Below are 20426 nucleotides of genomic sequence, written 5' to 3'. Positions count from 1 at the left end.
CACAAGGACGCTGGACAGGGGGCGAACATGGCAAATTTCTTCAACGTGGTGGGAAGTCAGACCATCACGGCAGGCAATGAGAAAGACCAATTCTTCGCCTTCACCCGGCTCGCCAATCTGGACTATGTGCGCCCCGATGCAGTGATGGCGCAACTGGTCTGGAATTCGGCGATCCTCACGGGCAGCGGCACGGCCTATCAACTCACGGCCACCAACATCCAGATTTCCATGGATCTGCTGATGGGAGGCACGGGCACGGACGTCATCTACGGATCCAATTTGTCCGACGCCATCTTCTACAATAATGGCGTGATTTCGGGGGGGGTCGGCAGCTTCGACAATATCGAGCAGTTCTGGCTGGGGGACGGAGACGACATCATCGACCTGACCGCGCATGGCGCGGGCGGGATCGACTATGCCAAAGACGTGCTGGTCCAGGCAGGTCTTGGCAACGACATCATCATCGGCGGCGCGGGCAAGGACAATCTGCAGGGCGACGGCGGCAACGACATCATCTTCGGCTGGCGCGGCAGCGACACGATATCCGGCGGGGCAGGGGACGACCTGCTCTACGGCGATGACCTGGGCTTCAACGGCATATCCGGGGACGATACCATCGACGGCGGCACGGGCAACGACATCCTCTATGGCGGCCGCGGCAGCGACAAGATGACCGGCGGCGACGATGACGACATTCTCTACGGTCAGGCGGGCGGCGACAATATGTCGGGCGGCAGCGGGAACGACCTGCTCTATGGCGACGATGCCGACACCAACAGCAATGATACGCTGAATGGCGACGCGGGCAATGACCAGCTTTATGGCGGCGCGGGCAGCGATGAACTCTATGGCGGCACTGGCGACGACCTGCTGGATGGCGGCACCGGCAACGATTACATGCATGGCGGAGCGGGCGACGATACGATCCTTGCAGGCGCAGGCAATGACGTGATCGACGGCAGCGCCGATATCGATACGGTCGTCTTTTCCGGCAACCGGATGGACTATATCTTCACGCTCCAGACAGATGGCAGCTATGTTGCGGTCGACCAGCGCGCAGGCTCTCCAGAGGGCAGCAAGACGATCCGCAATGTCGAATATTTCCAGTTCGCGGACATGACGACGCCCTCGACCGCGCTGAACGCGCCGCCCGTCATCACCTCGAACGGCGGCGGTTCCAGCGCGTTGCTGACGGTCGATGAGAACGGCACCGCCGTCATCACGGTCATCGCGACAGATCCCGACATGGGGCAGACGATCGCCTTTTCCATCGTCGGCGGAGCGGATGCGGCGCTGTTCACGATCGACGCGGTGACGGGCGAATTGCGTTTCCTTGTGGCACCCAATTTCGAAAGCCCGGCCGATGCCGACCACGACAATGTCTATGATGTGATCGTTGCCGCCAATGACGGCAATGGCGGCATGGATACGCAGGCGCTTTCCGTGACCGTGAACGACGTGCCCGATGGCTTTGCGCCGGTCATCACCTCCAATGGCGGGGGCGCGAGCGCGGCGATCACGGTCGATGAGAATGCGACCGCCGTGACCACGGTAGCCGCCACGGATGTGGACGGCCCGTCGATCAGCTATGCGATTGTTGGCGGGGCCGATGCCGCGCTCTTCGCCATCGATGCCGCGACCGGCGCCCTGACATTCAAGGCCGCCCCCGATTATGAGATCGCCGCCGACGCCGATCACGACAATGTCTATGACGTGATCGTGCAGGCGAGCGATGGCTCCAACGCGGACCAGCAGATACTGGCCGTGACCGTCGCCAATCTCAACGACAATGCGCCGGTGCTGATGTCCTATGCCGGGGCGGCTTCGGTTGCCGTTTCCGTGGCGGAAAACAGCTTGCTCGCCGCGACGGTTCAGGCCAGCGACGCTGACGGCACGGCGCTCAGCTACAGCATCAGCGGCGGCGTCGATGCGGCGCTGTTCACCATCGATGCCGCGACCGGTGCGCTGAGTTTCAAGACGGCGCCCGATTTTGAAGCGCCCAATGACAGCAATGGCGATCGCATCTACAATGTCGTCGTCAGCGCCAGCGACGGCAGCAACAGCGTCTCGCAGACCCTGGCAATCAGCGTCACAAATGTGAACGACAATGCGCCAATCATCACCTCCAACGGCGGCGGCGCGTCGGCATCGATCAACATGGCGGAAAATGCCAGCGCCGTGACCGTGGTGGCCGCCAGCGACGCGGACGGGACCACGCCCGGCTTTGCGATTTCGGGGGGAGCCGATGCGGCGCTGTTCACCATCGATCCGGTGACCGGCGCCCTGTCCTTCATCAACGCCCCGGATTTCGAGAACCGGGTCGATGCAGATGGCGACGGCGTCTATCAGGTGACGGTACGCGCAACCGACGGCAGCAACTTCGATGATCAGTTGCTGTCGATCACCATCACCGACGTGGCTGAAAACGGGCGGACGATCACGGGATCCTCGGGCAACAACACGATCAGCCCGACGACCACCGTGCTCGCCTACCAGACCACGGCGCTCAACGACACCATCTACGCCCTTGCCGGCAACGACGTCATCGATGGCGGGGTGGGCGCCGACTATATGGACGGGGGTGCGGGTAACGACATCTTCTATGTCGACACCTGGTCGGATGACGGCTTTGACGGCAATGACGATCAGGTGATCGAACTGGCCGGTGGCGGCAGCGATCTCGTCTATGCTTCGGTCAGCTATCGCCTGGCCGCCAATGTCGAGAAATTGACGCTGACCGGCACGGCGTCGATAAACGGCATGGGCAATGAGCTCGCCAACACGATCACCGGCAATGATGCGGCGAACATGCTGTCAGGCGGCGCGGGAGCCGACATTCTGTATGGCATGGGCGGCAACGACACGCTCGATGGCGGCGACGACAATGACAATCTGTTCGGCGGCGACGGCAATGACGTGCTGCTGGGCGGCGCGGGCAATGACTATCTGGACGGTGGCGCCGGCGCGGACAGCCTGATCGGTGGAGACGGTGACGACAGCTATATCGTCGACAGCTGGTCCGATGACGGCAACAGCGCCAATGACGACCTGATCTTCGAACTGGCGGGTGGCGGTAACGATCAGGTCAATGCCTCGGTCACCTACAAGCTGGCGGCGGAGATCGAGAAACTGGTTCTTACCGGCACCGACAATATCGACGGCACCGGCAATGATCTGGCCAACAACATCACCGGCAACAGCGGCAATAACAGCCTCTGGGGCGGCCTGGGCAACGATATCATATTGGGCAATGGCGGCGGCGACCGGCTCTATGGCGAGGACGGGCAGGACAGCCTGGACGGCGGCGCGGGCAATGACCTGCTGGACGGCGGTGCGGCGGGCGATACGCTGAAGGGCGGAGCGGGCAGCGACACGCTGATCGGCGGCGCGGGCAAAGACGTGCTGACCGGCGAGACGGAAGCGGATGTATTCGTGTTCAATCGCGGGGACACAACGCTCAACACGTCCAGCTATGACCGCATAACCGATTTCAAGGCGAGCGAGGGCGATCGCATCGACCTCGACTTCCTGAACGGCAGTCCGGCTGCCGCCGATTATGCGGAAAAGGCGATAGCGACCAATGTTTTCGCCGATGCGCTGGCGGCCGCCAACACGACCGCCGGGGTCAATCATGTGACTTTCGTCGCCGGGACGACCGACGGCTGGATTTTCTACGATGCCAATGGCGATGGCGCATTCGACCAGAGCGTTCAGCTGGTCGGGGTCAACACCCTGGCCGGGGTCGATGCGAGCAGCTTCTTCTAGATTGGTTTCGATCTGATCAGATCGACCGCTCAAATGACATAAGCAGCCGAGCCGATCAAATCGGCTCGGCTGCCATATTTTTTGAGCTGTCCTTTTCTGGAACGAAAGATGGCGTTGCCTGCCGAGTTCGACGGCCAGGTTGCGTGCCACCGTCGCGGGCACTTATTTCTGACCTTGCAGCGGCGGACGGGGAATGCGCCGGGCGAGTCACCGCCCGGTTGGCTCATCCGATGCTCGCCGCGACCGGCCGAACCCTCGCCCTTCGCAACCAGGCGACGTCCAGCAACACTGCCGTCACCACGCCCAGGATGACATGGGCCATATTACCGCCAATGGGTCCATAACGGGGAACGGTATAGGCCGCGACCGCCACGAACAGCGCCGTGCCGAAGCCCGAGATCGCAAGAACGGTCCAGCTTCGGTTCATGGCCAGCATGGCCGATCGGGAAGGCGCCGCATGCAGCATCAGCATCACGGCGACCAACTGTGTCAGCAGCAGGATATAGGTTTCCGAATAGGCGACGCCCGGCCCGATGCGGATGAGCAGCGGACCCAGCAGCCAGGCCCCGGCGAGCATGGTGAAGCCGACCACCGCCAGCGCCATCTGCACCTGCAGCGTGGCCGCCCGGAAGGTTCGGATGTTGCCATTGGCCCACATGCGGGCAACGTCGGGATAGACGACAGCCTGCACCTGCGCGCCCACCTGCGTCGCGACCTTCGCGATGCGCTTGGCGAGATAGTAGACCGCGGCGGCCGAACTGCCCGCCACGGCGCCGACGAACAGCGAGTCCGCTTCCGTGGTGATGACGCGCAGCGTCAGCGACAGGTTGGTCGAGCAGGCAAAACCGAAGAAGCCGGGGAAGTCGCTCACCAGGCCCTTCAGCCGGGCATGCAGCGGATTGGGTATTCCCATCTTCCGCAGGGCCCGGAAACCGACCCAGAAGACCAGAACGGAACCCAGCGCCTGCGAAACCGTCCACGCCACCATGAAACCGATGATGCCGGCATGGGTCACCATGCAGAGGAAGGCCAGCAGGATGCGCAGCACATTGCCCGCAACCTGCGCATAGGCCAGCATCTTGAACTGGCCGGACAGGCGCAGCGCCGCGGTCGGCACGCCGGCGATGTTGAACAGGGTTGCGACCGAATAGATCGCGACCAGTTCGACATGCAGGGGCTTGAGGCCGAAGAGCGGCCCGAACAGCCATGCCAGACTGACCGCACTGAGCGCCGCGACTGCCGCAGCGCCGATGTCCAACATCAGCCCATAGCAATACAGCCGCTGCATTCGCCGTGTTGAACCCTTCGCCTCTTCCTCCACGGCGAACCGGATCAACGGCTGCCAGGATTCGAAGCGCAGAATTCGTTCCACCACGCGATTATAGGACAGCACCAGAACCATGACGCCATAGGTCGCTGGTCCCAGGGATCGGGCGGCCATCGCCACGCTGACCAACATGATCAACGCGTTCAGGAAATTGCCTGACAGCAAATGCCCGATTGCGATCAGCCGGTTCCGAGTCCCCTTTACCAGGAAATCACCGAACCGGCCGCGCAACATGGGCAGGGCGCGCGCTGTCAGCGCGCCCCTTATGTCATATGCCATGACGATCCCCCCATTTGGGGTCGTGAAGATCAGGCGCGGTTAGCCACGCCGGCCATTTCCAGGACAGGAAGCTGCGCTGGATGAGGTATGGCGGCAGGAAGTTCAGGTTCGACCTCCGTCACGCGTCCGCGCATGCCGTGATTGGCTGCCCAGATCGCCGCCTGGGTCCGGTTCTTGACGCGCAGCTTGCGCAGCACGGCCTTCACATGGACCTTTACGGTTGCCTCACTGATGTCCATCCGCTTGGAAATGACCTTGTTTGGGCATCCCATGATGAGCCAGCGCAGGATTTCCAGTTCCCGATCGGACAGGCAGGCCGCATCCACCGGACGTTCGACCTCCAGAGCATCGGTCAGACTGGGCCGGGATTGCAGCTCGTCCGCCAGTTGCGGCGGAAGAACGCGCTCGCCCATGGCTACCAGCCGCAGAGTCGCCACGAGTCGGTCGCAGGAGATTTCCTTGACGATATAGCCCAAGGCCCCCAGACGGAACGCCTTCAACATGATCTGAAAATCAAATCGGTCCGACAACAGGACAAGATAGGAACAGGGAAAGCGCTTCTGCAGAACGGAAAGCGTTTCGAGGTCCATGGATTCGGTGCCGTCGTCGATCAGGAGCAACGATGGTCCCGGATCCTCTTCCGGCACCTCAACTTGTTGAAGTACAGTCGCAATATTTGGGTATTGAGTTACGCGGAAATCCCGTTCCATCAGGATACGGCTCAGCCCCTCCCGAACGATTGCATTACCGCACAACAGACGCACATTAACTGGGTACGACATTGGGTGGTCCCCTCATGATCTCCTCTACCTTCGTAAGCAGGCCCCAAACGAAATGTAGAAGACCAGTAATCAAATGCCTGTAGTGCGACCCTTTCTTTTCGTTTCAACAACTTATCAGTAGCATATTTTTGCCGCGAGAGTCCCCTAATGTACACTGGAAATTTCGGGTGCAAACGACCAGAGGTTAACGCATTGTTAAAATAATGTAATTTTGCCGCACTGCGGAATTTTTCCGCGCTTGCAGCAGTTCCGATTACCACTTTGGTAGTATGCCAACGGCCTGGAGGACAGAAAAGGCGGCTATCGGACATCGCGACTGATTCGCCTTTTTCGCAACATAAGTTAGTTAATTTGTCGAACCAGAACAAATGCTTCCGCCGCGATTCGATATACGGTGGCGCCTCTCAGGGTTGCCAGTGCCCGGATGGCCTCCACCGACCTTTCGTCGGGGCTTGGTTTGACCTGAGACTCGAATGACTGGAAGGCGGCGATCTTCGTTTCTATGGTTTCGCTGATGTCCACGAACATGTTCGGAATGAAGGCGGGCGTGACGCCGGGCGCCAGCCAGTTGGTCTCCGACAGCGTTTCATAGGCCAGAACACAGGCGGGGCCGCCGGGCCCGCGCGGCCGGGCATGGACCAGGGCAGCGTTGAATACGATCTGATGGTCCAGATGGATATCGCCGACGAACGGGATCAACAGCAGGTCGGGCTTGATGCGGGACAACGCATCCGACAGCGCCGCGTTGAGTTCGCTTCGCCTGACCTGGTCCAGGGCGGCGGCGGGAAAATCCAGGAACTGGGTGTCGGTCACGCCGATCATCCCATGCGCGCGCAGGGTTTCGGAGCGGATCTGCCGCACCAGTTCCTCGTCGAACAGTGGCGGCTGTCCCCGGGTGACGACGACGACATGCACCTCCGCCCCCGCCGCCGCGGCGCGCGCCATGGTGCCGCCGCATCCCAATATCTCGTCGTCGGGATGGGGGGCGACCACTGCGATCCGACGGGCATTGAAAGGCAGCGACATTGATTATTCCCCCAGAATGGCGTGGAGTTTGGGCGGCTTTTCAGGACCGCCCCATTGCGTGACGTCAATCGCGGTCCGCTGACCGCACAGGATGGTGAAGCCATCGGCAGATCGCGCTACAACCTGCCCCGGCAGGGCCGCGTGACGCCCGCCCATGTCGGACAATGTCGCCGACCAGATGACGAGGCCCGCGCCGTTCGATCGGGTGAAGGCGCCGGGATAGGGGTGGCCAGTGGCGCGGATCAGACGCAACACGTCGCCGGCCGGCTGCCGCCAGTCGATCAGCCCGTCCGTCGGAGTGCGGCGCGCGGCCCAGGTGGCGCAATCTTCGTCCTGCGCCATGCGCGGCATCTCGCCCGCGGCGATCCGCTTCAGCGTGCGGTCCAGCATGACGGCCAGAGCCTGCATATGCTTGGCATAGAGCGACGCTGCGGTTTCATCCGGCGCGACATGGAAGAATTGCTGGTCGACTATGTCGCCCGTGTCCGTGCCCTCGTCTATCCAGAACAGGGTTCCGGCCGTGATCGGTTCCTGCTGCAGGATCGTCCACGGTATCGCTGCGCGACCGCGAAGCCGGGGCAGGGCCGCGGGATGATAGCCGACCACCCGATCGGGAAAGAGCGCGCGAAAGGCAGCCCCGCAAATCTGCGACCAGCCCATGACGAAAGCCATGTCGGCGCCGGCATCACGGATCGCGGCGAGCGCTTCCTCCCGGTTGATATTGTCGACATGGATGATCGGGCAGCCTTCGCGCCGCGCCGCCGGTCCCAGGTCGACAAAATCGGAATGGCGCGCCGCCAGCGCGGGATCGAGCGTGACAAGCGCGGCGATGTTCCACGCCGGATGGCGGGCGATCGCTTCGAAGGCGATCCGCGTGGTTTCAACTGCCCCAATGAGGAGGGCGCGCTTCGTCGGCATGCCAGTCGATCCTTTTTTCACCGCCGACCACGACCAGCAGCGTGCGGGCGATGATCTGCGCGTCGAGACGGGCGCTGCGGTGGCGTACGTACCAGAGGTCGAAGCGCAGCTTTTCCTCGACGGCCAGCAGCGTATTGCCGCTGACCTGCGCCAGACCCGTCAGTCCGGGCCGCACCTTGCCGCGCTCCACGCCGTCGCGACCCATGGCGGCGATGCTATGGGGCAGCAGCGGCCGGGGACCGACGAAATCCATGTCGCCGCGGGCGATGTTGATCAGCTCGGGCAATTCATCCAGCCGGGAACGCCGCAGGAATCGCCCCAGCGCCGGGGTCCGCTGCGCATCGGGCAACGGGTCGCCGCGGCTGTCGCGCAGGTCCCGCATGCTGCGGAATTTGATCATGGCGAAGGGCTGGCCGCCCAGACCGCTTCGCACCTGGCGGAACAGCACGGGCCGCCCCAGGCCGACCAGCACCAGCAAGGACAGCAGCAGCAGCAGGGGAGCGAGCAGCGCGAGAAGAGCCATCGCCAGCCATGCCGAGGGGCGCAGGCAGGCGGTCATGCGCGTTCCGGTACCAGCAGCGCTGGTGGCGGCACGGACTGGGGCGGTGTGTGCGCGGCGCTTTGCAACTGCATGGTTTCCAGCAGCAGCGCATTGACTTTGTCCACATCATAGACGTCGACCGCTGTCTGCCGCGCCGCCCCGGCCATGGCGGTGACGCGCTGCGGATTTGCGATCATCGCTTCCATGGCGTCCGCCAGTGCTGAGGCGTCGCGCGGCGGCACCAGCAGGCCGTTGACGCCATGCCTGATAGGATCACGGCAGCCCGGCATGTCGGTGGTGATGACGGGCCGTCCGGTCGCCAGCGCTTCCAATATCGTGCGCGGCAACCCTTCCCGATAGAAGGACGGCAGTACGAAGGCATGGGCCGAAGCGATGAAGGGCCGCACGTCGCGCGTCTCCGGCAGGAATTCGATCAGCCCCGCCTCGCGCCATCGGTCAAGATCGGCAGCGGTGTAGCCGGTGGGATTTTCCGTCTCGGGCCGGGTCAGCAGCAGGAAACGCACGTCGGGGTGCCGGGCGCGGACGATGCGGGCCGCCTCGACATATTCGCCGACCCCCTTGTCGCGCATCAGGCGGCCCATCATCAGGAAGGTGAAGGGCCCCTTCGGCAGGGGCTGCTCGGCAAAATGGCGCAGGTCGATGCCCGAGCCGGGAACCTGCATCACCCGCTGCGTCGGCGAAACGATCCCGCTTTCCTGCATCAGCCGGTGATCGTCGCTGTTGAATACGAAGATGCACCGCGCCTGGGCGATGCCGATCCGGTAGAGGCGCGATACGACGCTTCTCAGCCAGCGGCGGCCGTCTGCCTCCTCGCTGAACACATAGCCAAGGCCGCTCATGATCGAGAAATAGCGGGCCCGGCTCCACAGCCGTGCAGCCAGCCCGCCATAGATGATCGGCTTCTGCGTATAGGCGACGACCACATCGGGCCGTTCAGCGCGCATCAGGTGCCGATAATGGAGCAGGGTGCGGACGTCGTGCAGCGGATTGGTGCCGGCCCGCGCCATGGGCGTCCGACGGAAGCGCACGCCCATCCGCGCCAGCCGCTCCAGCACCTCCGGCTCCTCGTCGGGGGCGCAGGCGACGACCTCGTGCCCCTCCTCGATCATCCGCGCGATCAAAGCGCCGCGGAAGTTGATCAGCGACCAGGACAGGCTGGAGAGGATAACGACTTTCATGGCGCCTATGCCTCCCGCTTTCCGCCTGAACCCATTGCGTATCGAGGATGGGAGGTATCACAGCCCCTTCCGCTGCTCGGCGGTGCATCGGTAGATTACCCCTTTGAGGCAAGGCGGCTCCCCTCCGCGCCCGCCATTGGCCCGTTTCTGCCAACATGGGGCCTGCCGCATAGCCCCAATGGGCGACCGGACGCGCCGGGCGGGCCCGGGGTGGGATAAAGGATAGTGTCCGCTCGACCGATTACCGGAATGCCCTTGTTTCGATAGCTTCAAATGCACCGGCGGTTGTGGACGGCACGCAGGGCGGCGCCTCCAGGCAGCCTTCAGCCCCCGCAACCGGCGGACCATGGATCGGAGACATCGGAATGCCGAACATCGCATCAGCCAGGCTGGACGGGACCGAAAGCGTCGTTCAAACGCCGCCCGCCGCCATGCTTCTGCGGCTGGACGCGGCAGCCCGCGCCTTCGCGGCGCAGGGCCCGGCGCGTTTCCGCGCGATCAGGCTGGCCGTCATCCTGGCGCTGGATGCGCTGATCATGCTCGGCAGCTTCCTTCTTTCGCGGCTGATCCTGTCCGACCTGCCCATGCCCGGGACGCTGATGGAACCCTGGTTCATGACCCTGTTCGTCGGCGTTAACCTGGCTGCATTGTTCGTCGTGGGCACCTATCGGCAAAGCTGGCGCTTCCTGTCGCTCGCGGATGCGCTGTCGCTCGCGGTCAGCCTGCTCGCCAGCAGTTGGCTAATATGGATGATCACCGCCGGGCTGCTGGCGCCGCAGAAGATGATGCGCGGGCCGATGACCGTCTTCCTGACCGTCGACGTGCCGTTGACGGTCGCCGCGCTGCTGGTGGTGCGCGTGTTGCGGCGGCAGTTCTTCAAGCATGTCCGGGCGGCGCGGTTGCGCCGGACCGTGCAGGCGCGCCGCCGCATCCTGTTGCTGGGCGAACTGGACTGGGCACGGGTGATGGCGGATCTCGTGCCCACCGACACCCAGTCCGGGCTGGAGATTGTCGGCGTCATCTCCTTCGACGGGCATGAGCGGCGGCTAAACCTGGGTGGCCTGCCCATATTGGGATCGCCCGACATGCTGCCCCGGATCGTCGCGGATCTGGACCGCGCGGGCAGGCGGCCCGTCAGCCTGGTGGTGCAGGAAAGCAGCGAACGGCTCGACCGGCAGCAGATATTGCGCATCGCGGCGCTGGCGGAACAGGAAAATCTGGTCGTCTCGCGCTTCCGCAATCCCTGGACCAGCGCGCAGCCGCTGACCGGCGACCGCATGGCGATAGAGAAGATGCCGCTCGCGGAATTGCTGGGGCGTCCGGAAATCACGGTGCAGCACAGCTATCTCGAGCGGGTCGTCACCGGGGCGCGGATCATGGTGACGGGCGCGGGAGGCACCATCGGCGGCGAGCTGGTGCGCCAGCTTGCCTATTATGCGCCGGCGGAGATCGTGCTGCTCGATCACAGCGAATATAATCTCTACACCATAGAGATGGAGGCGCGGGAGAAATTCCCCCATGTCCGTTTCCATGCCGAACTCTGCTCGATCCGCCAGCGCCCCGCGCTATGGCAGGTGTTCGAGCGGCGGCGACCGGAAATTGTCTTCCACGCCGCTGCGTTGAAGCATGTGCCGATGGTGGAGGCCAATCCCTGCGCGGGCGTGCATACCAATGTGCTCGGCACCCGCAACGTTGCCGACGCGGTGTGCGAGTTCGAGGCGCGGGCGATGGTCCAGGTGTCGACCGACAAGGCGGTCAACCCGGTCGGCCTGATGGGCGCGACCAAGCGGCTGGGCGAGCTGTACTGCCAGGCGCTCGACCTGATCGGCAGTTGCGATCCGGACAGCCCCCGCTTCCTGACGGTGCGTTTCGGCAATGTCCTGGGATCCAGTGGCTCATTGATCCCGCTGTTCCAGCAGCAGATCGCCAGCGGCAAGCCGCTGACCGTCACGCATCCGGACATAGAGCGCTTCTTCATGACGGTGCAGGAGGCGGTGCTGCTGATCCTGCAAAGCAGCGCCCGCGCACTGGAGACGGATTCGGAGCGCGGCACCATCTTCGTTCTCGACATGGGCGAGCCGGTCAAGATCGTGGAGATCGCTCGCCGCGTCATCCGCATGGCGGGACTGCGGCCGGAAATCGACGTGCCGATCAAGTTCATCGGGCTTCGTCCAGGGGAAAAGCTGTTCGAGGAACTGTTCGACAGCAGCGAGGACAAGATCGAAAGCGCGATTCCGGGTATTTTCGAGGCCATGCCATCCCCGATTCCGCTGGAGATGCTGGTGGAGGGCTTTGCCCAGCTCGCCCGGCTGATCGCGGTGGGTGACGCGGATGAGCTTGTCCGGCTGACACACGAAATGGTCGCTGCTTCCGCCAGTTCGCGCTGGGCGGAGATATTGCGGCGGCTGGCGGCGGAAAGTTCCGACACGCTGCTGATGATGCCGCCGCGCCCGACGGATATTCCGGCCGCCCTGACCCCGCCGCTGCCGCGCGATGTCGCCTGACCTTTTTGGGGGAAACCAAGATGCAAGCCGTGCCTGCGCAAGCCCATATTCAGTCCCCTGTTCCGCTGCGCCTCAGCCCGCTTGACCATGCCGCGTTGCGTTGGCCGCAGCATGAGCCGGACGAGATCGCGGCGGTGACGCGGGTTCTGGAAAGCGGGCGGGTCAATGCCATGGTCCATGGCGAGCAGAACCGCGCCTTCGAAGCGGAATTCGCGGCGTTTTGCGGCATGCCCCACGGCGTCGCGGTCAGCAATGGGACGGTCGCGCTGGAACTGGCATTGCGGGCGCTGGGCGTCGGGGCGGGCGATGAGGTGATCCTGCCCTCGCGCAGCTTCTTTGCCAGCGCGGCCTGCATCGTCGCGGTCGGCGCGACGCCGGTCTTTGCAGACATCGACCCGATCAGCAACGCCATTGATCCTGACTCCGCCCGCCGGATGCTGTCGCCGCGCAGCCGGGCGATATTGTGCGTGCACCTGGCCGGCTGGCCCTGCGACATGGCGGCGTTGCGCGCGCTGGCCGATGATCACGGCCTGTGGCTGATCGAGGATTGCGCGCAGGCGCATGGCGCGACCCTTCATGGCCGTCGGGTGGGCAGCTTCGGGGATGCCGCCGCCTTTTCCTTCTGCACCGACAAGATCATGTCCACGGGCGGCGAGGGCGGTATGCTCCTGCTGCGGCAGGAAGCGCACTGGAAACGGGCCTGGGCCTATAAGGACCATGGCAAGAACCCCGAAAAATTCTTTACGGCGGCCACGACGAGCGGTTTCCGCTACCTGCACGACAGTTTCGGCAGCAATTGGCGGATGACGGAGATGCAGGCCGCCATCGGGCGGGTGCAGCTCGCCAAGCTGCCCCGCTGGCTGGCCGCCCGGCGCGACAATGCCGCAACCCTGATGCGCCTGCTGCGCGCCAATCCGGCGGTGGAGGTGCCCGATATTCCGCCGGAGGTCGGCCACGCCTTCTACCGGCTTTATGTGACCATTGCGGCCGACCGGCTGGGGGAGGCGGGGACCACGCCGATCATTGGCCGGATGATGCAGATGGGCATGCCGGTGGGCAGCGGTTCCTGCGCCGATATGACGTGCGAAGTCGCCTTTGCGGGTCGGAACGTCCGCCGCGACGGCGCTCTTCCGATCGCGCAGGATCTCGGCCGCCGCAGCATAGCCTTTCCGGTGGATCATCTGCTGGATACGGAAGACATGCACCGCCTGGCGAACTGCCTGGAGATCGCCATGGCGGAACTGTCCTGTTGACGAAGGGAGAAAAGACGATGGCCAACGGCCGCCTGCCGCATTTTGTCATCATAGGCGCCGTCAAGGGGGCGACGACCTGGATCCACAACCAGCTTCAGGACAATCCGGCGATCTACCTGCCCGCGCCGGAGCCGCATTTCTTCAGCCAGGAGCATGCGCAGGGGCTCGATCATTATCGCCGTTTCTTCGATGGCGCGCGGCCCGACCAGATCCTGGGGGAAAAGTCCGCCGACTATCTCGCCCACCCGGACGCGCCCGCCCGCCTTGCCGCTGCCCTGCCAGAGGCGCGGCTGGTGGTGCAGCTTCGCAATCCGGTCGACCGCGCCTATTCCGATTACAAGATGCTGTTCCGGCGCGGTACGGTGACAAAGGGGCCGGAATATTATCTGGACGGGCGGCCGAACGACCAACCCCGATTTCTGGAGGATGGGCTTTACGCGCAGCATCTGCGCCGCTGGCTTGCCCATTTCGACGCGGAGCAAATCAAGATACTGCTGTTCGAGGATGTGAAGGCCGCGCCCGAGGCGAGCGTCGCCATCGTCAGCGACCATATCGGAGCGCCCCGTCATTATTCGAAGCAGGTCGGTTCCGACCCGCGCAACGACAGCAGCGAGCGTTTCCTGCCGCTGCCGGTACGGACCGCGCTGGCACCGTTGAAGGAGGCTGTGCGGCCGTTGCGCGGCAAAGCGATGTTCGAACGGGTGCGTGGGGTATTCGCGCGGCAGATCGCCTATCCGCCATTGCCCGCGGCGCTCCGCCAGCGGATGGTCGACTATTATGCGCGGGACATTGCCGATCTGGAGGAGCTGATCGGGCGCGATCTCAGCCATTGGAGGCAGGATCGGAGGCTGGCGGCATAGCGCAGGGCCTGTTGCCCCTCCGCAGGCGCATGGCGTTTCCAGAATTCTCGTTGGTATCACTCCCAAAGCGTTCGGGGGCCTGTCCCTTTTTGCCTGTCCGCCAGCCGTTATTGCCCGCCCCGGAATCAGCCAAAGGGCTTAAACTTCCACCACATCCATTTGAGAGGGGACGCAGATGCGCAACCGGCTTCATCATGGCCTTTTCCTCGGCCTTTTTGCCCTGACAGCCGCCTGCTCGAGCGGGCTGTCAGGCCTTGCCAGCCTGCCGCCGGCACCGACCGTCGCCTATCGGCTGGGCGCGGGCGATGAGGTGCGCGTGGCGATTCCCGGCCTCAGCGCGGCCGATCCGGGCGGCAGCAGCTATGTGGTCAACGATCGCGGCCAGATTTCCCTTCCGGTGCTGGGCGATGTCGATGCGGGCGGCAAGACCGTGCCCGAATTGCAGGCCAGCATCGCCCAGCAATTGACGCAGCGCCAGTTGCTCAATGCCCCGACCGTCAGCGTCCAGCCCGTCAGGCTGCGTCCTTTCTATGTGCTGGGCGAGGTGAAGAGCCCCGGCGAATATCAATATCGTGCGGGAATGTCGGTGCTCGCGGCCGTGTCCGTCGCGGGCGGTTACACCTTTCGCGCCGAACAGGGGAGCGTCGCCATCACACGCATGGTCGATGGTCGACAGATGGTCGGCCGGGCGAGCGAGCGCGACATGATCCAGCCGGGCGACACAGTGCGCATCTATGAGAAGTGGTTTTGATGCCCTCCCCGGCTCTGGGGCGGGCCGCCGGGAGCGTTGCGGCCCTGTTGCTGATCACGGCCCTGACGGACGCCCATGCGCAGGATCTGGACCCCGCCGGTCCGGAGCAGGGGACGCCGGGCGGGCTGTTCGAACCGACGCCGCTGACGCTGGGGAGCGCGACCTTAAGGATCGGCGGCAGCGCCCGGCTGGAATATGACAGCAATATCTACGCTCAGGCTTTTGGCGAGAAGGATGATTTCCGCCTTCAGGTCCGCCCTTATATCGACCTGCTGCGCAAGGGGAGTGCACTGGAGGTGACCGCCCGGGCGGAAGGGGATATCCGCAAATATTTCCAGTATCAGAAGGAAGATGCGGTCGGTGGACGCATAGCCGCCGGGTTGAACTGGAACCCGTCAGCCGCCGACCGCCTGAACGTCGCCGCGAGCTGGCAGCATCTCATAGAGGATCGGGGCGAGCCGGAGGGCAATACCCTGCCCAATATCGGTCCGCGCGAACTGAACCTGGTGGATGGCGACCTGTCCTATCTGCACCAGGGTTCGCGGATCGGATTTCTGGCCAGGGCCACCGGAGCGCGCATGCGATATACCCGGGCCATCGATGAGGAGCGTGATCTGGACGCGGTTGGTGGGCTTGCGCGGGTGATGATGCGCGTGTCTGCGCTGACGAGCCTTTTTGTCGAGGGGGTGGCTGCGCATCGCGATTTCCGCCGTGCCCCCGCGCCGGGCCAGTTCGACCGCGACGCGTCAACCTATGGCGCCCGGGTCGGCATCGCCATCGATCCGGGTGGCACGTTGCGCGGCGATGCGGCGGTCGGCGTCTATCGCCTGGATGCCAAGGACAAGCGGATAGAATCGCAGACCCGCATGTCGGTGCAGATCGGACTCACCTATACCCCTCGCCCACGCACCGCCATTACGCTCGACGGCTTCGTCGGCAATGTCGCCACCTACCGGACCGGGGTGCAATCGCGTGAGGACATGCGCTTCCGGCTGGGAATAAACCAGGAAATCCGCCACAATCTGAGAGGACAGCTGGGAATCCTCTACCGCCGCAGCAAATATTTCGGCGTGGACGACACCGACAAGCTCTACGGCGTCACCGGAGAGCTGGAATATGCCCTGAACCGCCGAGTCGCCATCGCTGCGACGGCCCGTTTCTCCAAACGCGACAGCAGCGTTCCGCTGGACGAATTCGACCGCATTCGCGGAGGTCTCGAACTGCGCGTCCATTATTGACGCGCGGCCGTGCCGGAGCGGGACAGGACTGATCCAAAGGGCTGCCTCCTAACCCCTTCGCGCAATGGACTTGGGCTCCCCCGGCTAGGACAGTGAACGGCATAAAAGCGTGATTATACAGGAACCCCGCCGCCATGCTGGTAAGAGCATCCAGGCCACCCATGCTTGCGTTCGTCCTTCCGGGCCTGGGCGCGGGCGGGTCGGAACATATCGTCAGCCTGCTCTGCAACCATTTCGCGGCGCAGGGCTGGAGCATCACCCTGATCGTCTTCGAGGAGGCGTCCGCCCCCTCCTATTACGCCTATCATCCGCAGGTGCGGATCATCAGGCTAGGCATGAAGTCGCGCCGCCGTGCCGTCGCGACCGGCGCGCTGGCGATGCTGCGGCGGCAGAGATTGCTGCGGCGGGCATTGAAGGCGGTGCGGCCGGAACTGGTGGTAAGCTTCCTGACCCGCACCAACATCCTCTCCCTGCTGGCCGCGCGGTCGCTGCATATCCCGGTGATCGTATCGGAACGCAACAATCCCGCGCTCCAGACGGTGGGGCCGGTCTGGAGCCGGTTGCGGCAGATGACCTATCCGCGCTCCGTCGGCCTCATCACCATGACGCAGGGGGCGATGGACTGGTTCAAGGAAGCCATGGACGTGGAGGGATGGGTGATTCCCAATCCGGTGCCGCCTGCCGGTGCCGCGCCGGATCGCCGGTCGGACGGGCATACCATCGGGGCGGTGGGGCGACTGGTGCCGCAAAAGGGCTTCGACCTGCTGCTGGACGCCTTTGCCCATGTGGCGCAACGCATTCCGGACTGGAAGCTTGTGATCTGGGGCGAGGGGCCGGAGCGCGCCGCGCTCGAGCGGCAGCGCGGCCGTCTGGGGCTGGCCGATCGGGTGAGCCTGCCCGGCGTGACGGAGAAACCGGGCGACTGGGTGCCCCGGACCGACCTCTTTGTCCTCTCCTCCCGCTTCGAGGGCTGGGGCATTGTCGTGGGCGAGGCCATGGGCGCAGGGTTGCCGGTCGTTTCCTTCGATTGCCAATGGGGCCCGGCCGAAATGATCGAGCATGACCGGAGCGGCCTGCTGGTCCCCAATGGCGACGGCGCTGCATTGGGGGAAAGCATCGTCGCGCTCTGCAACGACCCGGCCCGGCGCGCCGCGCTGGGGCAGGCGGCTCGGGAGCGGATGGCGGATTTCGGACATGATCAGGTGCTTGCCCGCTGGCAGTCGGTCATCACCAGCGTGCTCGACCATCATCGGGTGAGGGCAGGGTCATGAACATGATGTCGCTGAAGGGTTTTGCGCGGGCGATGCGGCGGCGGCTGCGGGACGAGCCGCCATTGCGGCTGGCGGCGGCGCGGGCCGATGCCTTCCTGGTGTCCTATCCCAAGAGCGGGCGGACATGGCTGCGCTTTCTGCTCTCCTGCTATTTCGCGGAAAGCGCGGCGCTGGGGTTCGAACCCGACCTGACCAGCACGTTTCGCATCCTGCCCAATTTCGACCGTGATCCGGTACGGGGAATCGATGCCTTCATCGGCGGGACGGGCCAGGCTGACCTGCCGTTGGTTCTCGTCAGCCATCTGCCCTATCGCGAGAGGCTGTTCCTTGACCGGCCGGTCCTGTTCCTTGTCCGCGATCCCCGCGACGTGATCGTGTCCGCCTATTTCCATGCGACCCGGCACAAGAAGAGCTTTTCCGGCGACATGGCGGCTTTCCTGGACGAGCCCAAATATGGGATGGCGGCGCTCACCGGCTATCTGAACGGCTGGGCGGCGGGCCTGACCGGACGACGGCATCACCTGATCAGCTACGAACATATGCTCGCCGAACCCATGTCCACGGTTGCGGGTATCCTCGCCTTTCTGGGCGTGCAGCCGCAACCGGACATGCTCGCTCGCGCCGTTGCCGCCGCGCAATTCGACCGGATGCGCGACAAGGAACGCGACGGCGGCATTCCCGGCCATGATTATGACCGCAGCGACGACCAAAGCCTGCGCATGCGCAGCGGCAAGGCGGGCGCCTTCGGCGAATGGCTCAGCCCCGATCAGGCGGATCTGGTGCTGGAGCGTTGCCGTGCCGATCTGTCGCCGCGCGCCCTGGCGCTGCTGGCGGCGACCGGGGTCGATCTGGCGGCTTGAAATGCGCATCTGCTCGATCATCACCAGCTTCACCTCGGGCGGCGCCGAAATGCTGGTCTGCAATCTGGCGGAGGCCTTTGCGCAGGCGGGCCATCAGGCGGCGATCCTGTCCCTCAGCGATGCCGGACAGGTCGGCAATGCGCCCGCCACCGAAGCAGCGATGCGGGCGCGGCTGCGCGAGGGCGGCGCCACGGCCTTTTCGCTGGGGCTGGCCAATCGCAACAATATTGTGGCAGGTACGCTGGCGCTGCGGCGCGCCCTGCGCGCGATCCGGCCGGACGTGATCCACGCCCATACCGCCCGTGCGCTCTTCCCCCTCGCGCTTGCCATGCCGGGCGTGCCCGTAGTGCTGACCCACCATAACAGCCGCCTTTCCTTTCCGCCCTCTGCCTTCACCCTCTTCAACCGCATCGTCGACAGCTATGTCGCGATCAGCGACCAGTGCGAGACGCTGCTCCGCAGCCATGCGCGAAAGCCTGTCCGCATGATCCTGAATGCTGCCAGCCCCCGCTTCCATGCCGGGCAGCCGCGCGTTGCCGCCGGGCGCGATCCGATCATCCTGGCCGTGGGCACGATATCGGCGCAAAAGGATTATCCGACCCTGCTCCGCGCTGCCCGCCCGCTGGTGGGTGCACTGGCGGCGCAGGGCCGCGCAGCGCGTATCTGCATCGCGGGTGCCGGGCCGGAATTGGAAGGGCTTCAGGCCCAGGCGGTGGGAGAGCCGGTCGAACTGCTGGGCGCGCGCAGCGACGTCGATATGTTGATGCGGCAGGCAGACCTTTTCGTGAACTGCTCGCTTTGGGAGGGTTTTCCCATCGCGATGATCGAGGCCGCGATGAGCGGCCTGCCCATCGTTGCGACCGCGGTGGCGGGCAATCGGGAGATGGTCCTGCCCGGCGTCAACGGCCAGCTCGTCCCGCCCTCCGATCCCGCCGTGCTGGCGCAGGCCATGGCGGATATGCTGAGCGATGACGTCCGCTACGCCGCGCTGTCGCAAGGCGCGCTGCAAGCCGCCAGCCGCTTTTCCATCGAAAATTGCGCGGCGGCGCATCTGGACCTTTATCGCGACCTGATCGCGGCCCGCCATCCACGCATCGCCATTGCCCCTCTGGCCCGGCCGATATCGCCATGCGAATAGCCGTGCTGACCGATATCCATGCCGCCAGCGACCCGCTGCAACTGGCGCTCACCGCCGCGCGGCGGGAGGGGTTCGACCGGATGCTGATCCTGGGCGACCTCCTGACCTATGGGGTGCAGCCGCTGGAGACGCTGGAACTGGTGCAGGGCGCGGCGGCGCGGGACGGCGCGATCCTGATCAGCGGCAATCACGACATGCTGTACCGGGGGTCGCCGGCGGCGGAACGCTATCGCGCCGACCTGCCCGAATGGCTGCGGGAAAGCGTCGACTGGACGGCCGCCCATATCCCATCCGGCAGCATGGCGGCCTTCGATTGGCGGGAAAGCTGGTCGTTGGGGCCGTTGTTCGCCGCCCATGCCAATCCGTTCGCCTATGGGGACTGGCGCTACATCCGATCCGCGCAGGAGGCAGAGGAGGCCGCCGACACGGTTGCGGCGCGGGGCTTTCGCTACGGCCTGTTCGGCCATGTCCACCGACATCGCCGCTATGATTGCGCAGCCGCCACCATCTTCACCCTCGCCTCGCTCGGCCAACCGCGTGATGACGGGGACCGGACGCCCAAATGGGCGATGATCGAAGTCAGGGGAGATTTTGTGACCATAGAAAGCCGCGATATCGATTTCGATCCGGAGGACCAGATGCACGCGATCCGCGCCACTACTCTGTCCGCCGCCACGCAGGAGCGGCTCTGCCGGTTCTTCGCATGAAGATCCT

Annotated in this window: 16 protein-coding genes; 10 read left to right on the top strand and 6 right to left on the bottom strand. The window is 64.6% G+C overall.

The features are described from left to right. Positions 1 to 27: 27 nt before the first annotated feature. Positions 28 to 3765, top strand: coding sequence for a beta strand repeat-containing protein (locus tag ACN9MX_RS11425; protein WP_363827151.1), 3738 nt, complete (start codon positions 28 to 30; stop codon positions 3763 to 3765). 223 nt (positions 3766 to 3988) lie between these two features. Here ACN9MX_RS11425 and ACN9MX_RS11420 read toward each other — a convergent pair whose 3' ends face one another. The 6 genes from ACN9MX_RS11420 to ACN9MX_RS11395 all read right to left on the bottom strand — a co-directional run bounded on the left by ACN9MX_RS11420 (position 3989) and on the right by ACN9MX_RS11395 (position 9837). Next, on the bottom strand, positions 3989 to 5371 hold the full coding sequence (locus tag ACN9MX_RS11420; protein WP_363827149.1) for a lipopolysaccharide biosynthesis protein: 1383 nt from the start codon (positions 5369 to 5371) through the stop codon (positions 3989 to 3991). A gap of 29 nt (positions 5372 to 5400) precedes the next feature. Further along, positions 5401 to 5991: a response regulator transcription factor gene (locus ACN9MX_RS11415; RefSeq protein WP_363739644.1), complete on the bottom strand. Its 591-nt coding sequence runs from the start codon at positions 5989 to 5991 to the stop codon at positions 5401 to 5403. A 504-nt stretch (positions 5992 to 6495) separates the two neighbouring features. Beyond that, a complete protein-coding gene (locus tag ACN9MX_RS11410; RefSeq protein WP_363739642.1) occupies positions 6496 to 7179 on the bottom strand; it encodes a PIG-L deacetylase family protein in 684 nt (227 codons plus the stop codon). A 3-nt stretch (positions 7180 to 7182) separates the two neighbouring features. Continuing rightward, positions 7183 to 8097 (bottom strand): formyltransferase family protein, encoded by a 915-nt coding sequence (locus tag ACN9MX_RS11405; RefSeq protein WP_363827146.1) that lies wholly within the window; start codon positions 8095 to 8097, stop codon positions 7183 to 7185. Then, positions 8060 to 8656: a sugar transferase gene (locus ACN9MX_RS11400; RefSeq protein ID WP_363756521.1), complete on the bottom strand. Its 597-nt coding sequence runs from the start codon at positions 8654 to 8656 to the stop codon at positions 8060 to 8062. Before ACN9MX_RS11400 ends, ACN9MX_RS11405 begins: the two co-directional genes overlap by 38 nt. Further along, on the bottom strand, positions 8653 to 9837 hold the full coding sequence (locus tag ACN9MX_RS11395) for a glycosyltransferase family 4 protein (protein ID WP_363756523.1): 1185 nt from the start codon (positions 9835 to 9837) through the stop codon (positions 8653 to 8655). Before ACN9MX_RS11395 ends, ACN9MX_RS11400 begins: the two co-directional genes overlap by 4 nt. Before the next feature lie 365 nt (positions 9838 to 10202). On the opposite strand from ACN9MX_RS11395, the gene ACN9MX_RS11390 reads away from it, so the two are divergent. The 9 genes from ACN9MX_RS11390 to ACN9MX_RS11350 all read left to right on the top strand — a co-directional run bounded on the left by ACN9MX_RS11390 (position 10203) and on the right by ACN9MX_RS11350 (position 20419). Beyond that, positions 10203 to 12341, top strand: coding sequence for a polysaccharide biosynthesis protein (locus ACN9MX_RS11390; protein ID WP_363739634.1), 2139 nt, complete (start codon positions 10203 to 10205; stop codon positions 12339 to 12341). Between the two features lie 20 nt (positions 12342 to 12361). Then, positions 12362 to 13594 carry a DegT/DnrJ/EryC1/StrS family aminotransferase gene (locus ACN9MX_RS11385; RefSeq protein WP_363827143.1) on the top strand — a complete coding sequence of 411 codons (1233 nt, stop codon included), beginning with the start codon at positions 12362 to 12364 and terminating at the stop codon, positions 13592 to 13594. Positions 13595 to 13611: 17 nt separating this feature from the next. Next, positions 13612 to 14454 (top strand): sulfotransferase family protein, encoded by an 843-nt coding sequence (locus tag ACN9MX_RS11380; protein ID WP_363756527.1) that lies wholly within the window; start codon positions 13612 to 13614, stop codon positions 14452 to 14454. A 175-nt stretch (positions 14455 to 14629) separates the two neighbouring features. Next, a complete protein-coding gene (locus ACN9MX_RS11375; protein ID WP_133654428.1) occupies positions 14630 to 15205 on the top strand; it encodes a polysaccharide biosynthesis/export family protein in 576 nt (191 codons plus the stop codon). After that, positions 15205 to 16443, top strand: a complete 1239-nt coding sequence (locus ACN9MX_RS11370) for an outer membrane beta-barrel protein (protein ID WP_363827138.1) — start codon at positions 15205 to 15207, stop codon at positions 16441 to 16443. The genes ACN9MX_RS11375 and ACN9MX_RS11370 overlap by 1 nt, the downstream gene beginning before the upstream one ends. Positions 16444 to 16604: 161 nt before the next feature. Beyond that, complete coding sequence (locus tag ACN9MX_RS11365; protein WP_363827135.1) at positions 16605 to 17714, top strand: glycosyltransferase family 4 protein; 1110 nt, start codon at positions 16605 to 16607, stop codon at positions 17712 to 17714. Further along, complete coding sequence (locus ACN9MX_RS11360) at positions 17711 to 18574, top strand: sulfotransferase domain-containing protein (RefSeq protein WP_363739624.1); 864 nt, start codon at positions 17711 to 17713, stop codon at positions 18572 to 18574. The genes ACN9MX_RS11365 and ACN9MX_RS11360 overlap by 4 nt, the downstream gene beginning before the upstream one ends. Then, the gene (locus ACN9MX_RS11355; RefSeq protein WP_363827132.1) at positions 18510 to 19712 is read left to right on the top strand and encodes a glycosyltransferase family 4 protein; all 1203 of its coding nucleotides are present in this window, start codon (positions 18510 to 18512) and stop codon (positions 19710 to 19712) included. The genes ACN9MX_RS11360 and ACN9MX_RS11355 overlap by 65 nt, the downstream gene beginning before the upstream one ends. Before the next feature lie 2 nt (positions 19713 to 19714). After that, complete coding sequence (locus tag ACN9MX_RS11350) at positions 19715 to 20419, top strand: metallophosphoesterase family protein (RefSeq protein ID WP_363827129.1); 705 nt, start codon at positions 19715 to 19717, stop codon at positions 20417 to 20419. The last annotated feature ends 7 nt before the right edge of the window (positions 20420 to 20426 follow it).

It is taken from the genome of Sphingobium sp. R-21 (assembly GCF_049913335.1).
In the GTDB taxonomy this organism is placed as follows: Bacteria; Pseudomonadota; Alphaproteobacteria; order Sphingomonadales; family Sphingomonadaceae; genus Sphingobium.
The sequence above is the reverse complement of the archived record's forward strand: the minus strand, read 5'-3'. Positions and strand labels throughout refer to the sequence as shown.